The organism is Chitinimonas sp., from assembly GCF_041904975.1.
Taxonomy (GTDB): Bacteria; Pseudomonadota; Gammaproteobacteria; order Burkholderiales; family Chitinimonadaceae; genus Chitinimonas.
This window is the reverse complement of the sequence record NZ_JAYRLZ010000410.1, coordinates 1-2,554: the sequence shown is the minus strand read 5'-3', so window position 1 is coordinate 2,554 and position 2,554 is coordinate 1. Positions and strand designations below refer to the sequence as shown.

General features: G+C 58.7%; 3 protein-coding genes. 1 reads left to right on the top strand and 2 read right to left on the bottom strand.

Annotated features, from left to right (window positions below; translation table 11 throughout):
• A partial coding sequence (locus ACE3OH_RS21545) for an SLC13 family permease (protein ID WP_374358119.1) occupies positions 1 to 783 on the top strand: 783 nt, incomplete at its 5' end.
• Between the two features lie 149 nt (positions 784 to 932).
• Here the strand turns inward: ACE3OH_RS21545 and ACE3OH_RS21540 are convergent.
• Both ACE3OH_RS21540 and ACE3OH_RS21535 read right to left on the bottom strand, forming a co-directional pair.
• Positions 933 to 2,135, bottom strand: a complete 1,203-nt coding sequence (locus tag ACE3OH_RS21540) for an ammonium transporter (RefSeq protein ID WP_374358116.1) — start codon at positions 2,133 to 2,135, stop codon at positions 933 to 935.
• A 158-nt stretch (positions 2,136 to 2,293) separates the two neighbouring features.
• Positions 2,294 to 2,554: 3D domain-containing protein (locus ACE3OH_RS21535; RefSeq protein WP_374358113.1), on the bottom strand; the 261-nt coding region annotated here is incomplete at its 5' end.

The window sequence follows — 2,554 nt, the reverse complement described above, 5'->3', positions numbered from 1 at the left end:
ATCGGCGGTCAGATCACGGCACTGGCCATCATCAAGTCGGTGATCCTGCCGGCGCTGGTCAGCATGGTCATTCCCCTGGCCATTACCGCCTACGTGCTGCGCGGTCAGTCAGTCGAATCACCGCTCAGTACGGCGGGCGAGCATGGCATCAAGACTACCGAGTTCGAGCGCAACCTGATGTTTTTTCTCGGTATCGGCATCCTCGTTGCCGTGCCCGCCTTCAAGACGATTACCCATCTGCCGCCCTTCATGGGCATTCTGTTCGGCCTCGGCATCCTCTGGCTGGTCGGCGATCTGGTTCATCGCCGCAAGGAGGACGAATTCAAGCAGCACCTGACATTGGTCCATGCGCTGAGCAAAATCGACATGAGCTCGCTGGTCTTCTTCGTCGGCATCCTGCTCGCTGTGGCGACCCTGGAGCATACGCATATCCTGTCGTCGCTGGCCGAATGGCTCAATGCCACGGTCGGCCGGCAGGACGTCATCGTGCTGATCATCGGCATTGTGAGCGCCATTGTCGACAATGTGCCGCTGGTCGCGGCCTCGATGGGCATGTACAGCCTGAACGAGTTCCCGGCCGATCATTTCCTGTGGCAGTTTCTGGCCTATTGCGCCGGCACCGGCGGTTCGATCCTGATCATCGGCTCGGCGGCCGGCGTGGCTGCCATGGGATTGGAGAAGATCCATTTCTTCTGGTACGTGAAGAAGATCAGCGGCCTAGCACTGCTTGGTTACCTTGCCGGGGCCAGCGTGTATCTGCTACAGCATCAGCTACTGGCCTGACTTATCGCGCGTCATTAGTTGTTTTATCCTCTCCTGGCAAATACGACCCGACCAACAAAAACCCCGCACTATGGCGGGGCTTCATCCAATCTGTCCGACAGACTTTATTACACTCCGACTGACTTTATTTATTGCGATCACATCACACATCACCAGTTCGGCTCACGCTCCGGAGTCGCGGTAATGCGGTGGATCGCCAGATCTGCCCCCTGATATTCATCCTCCTGGTCCAGCCGCAGGCCGAGCGCAACTTTCAGCGATCCGTAGACCAGTAGCCCACCGGCCACAGCCACCGCGATGGCAAGCGTGGTCATGATCAATTGCGGCATGAAGGCAATACCGCCCGCGCCACCCAGCGCCTTGCTGCCGAATATGCCCGCCGCAATGCCACCCCAGGCGCCGCACAGGCCATGGAGAGGCCAGACGCCAAGCACGTCATCGATCTTCCAGCGATTCTGCGTCAGCGTGAACATGACCACGAACAACCCGCCAGCAATACTGCCCACCACTAGCGCACCAATCGGGTGCATCAAATCGGAGCCGGCGCAGACCGCCACCAGGCCAGCGAGCGGGCCGTTGTGCACGAAGCCCGGGTCGTTCTTGCCGAGCAACAGGGCGACCAACGTACCGCCGACCATCGCCATCAGCGAATTGAGCGCGACCAGACCGGAAATCTTGTCCAGTGTCTGGGCGCTCATCACGTTGAAGCCGAACCAGCCGACGGTCAGGATCCAGGCTCCGAGCGCGAGAAATGGAATCGATGAGGGCGGGTGGGCGGAGATGCGTCCATCCTTGCCATAGCGGCCATAGCGCGCACCGAGCAGGAGCACCGCCGGCAACGCGATCCAGCCGCCCATGGCGTGCACGACGACGGAGCCGGCAAAGTCATGGAACTCTTCGCCGAAGGTGGCTTTCAGCCAGGCCTGGATGCCGAAGTGCTGGTTCCAGGCGATACCTTCGAAGAAAGGATAAACGAAGCCGACCAGCAGGAAGGTGGCGATCAGTTGCGGGTGGAACTTCGCGCGCTCGGCAATACCGCCCGAAATGATGGCCGGGATGGCAGCGGCAAAAGTCAGCAGAAAGAAAAACTTGGTCAGCTCGAAGCCATTTTTCTCCATCAGGCTATCGACGCCGGAGAAGAAGTTGATTCCGTAAGCGATGCTGTAGCCAATGAAAAAGTAGGCAATGGTCGACATCGCGAAATCGGTCAAGATCTTGACCAGCGCATTGACCTGGTTTTTTTTGCGCACCGTGCCGACTTCGAGAAAGGCGAAGCCAGCATGCATTGCGAGCACCATGATGGCGCCCAGCAAAATGAAAAGGACGTTACCGCCAGATTGAACAGCTTCCATGAGACCCCCGGATCGAAGAACCCGGAAGCGAAAGCAAGCACCATTCCAGTGCATGCTTTTTGTTTCAAATCAGTGCGTTAAGTCGCACCAATATAGTGAAACACGCACCGTCATTGTGCATTTATCAGCCACAACAACCCAAAATAGGGCATACCTGCTTATTTTGGCACCGCTTCGGGCGGCAACAGTAACCACATTCGCCCGCTTTGCTTCATCCGCCCGGCCTGCTCGCCGGCTTCCTTGCCGAAGCCCCAAAAATAGTCCGCCCGCACTGCGCCCTTGATCGCGCTGCCAGTATCCTGCGCCATCACCAGGCGGTTCAGGGGTTTGTTCGTATTCGGGCGTGTCGTCGCCAGAAAGACCGGCACCCCCAGCGGCACCGAACGCGGATCGACGGCGATGCTGCGCTCGGGGGTCAA

What these genes read in the sequence shown, in the direction of transcription:
- ACE3OH_RS21540 (WP_374358116.1), bottom strand. Translation starts at nt 2,135, where the DNA reads ATGGAAGCTGTTCAATCTGGCGGTAACGTCCTTTTCATTTTGCTGGGC.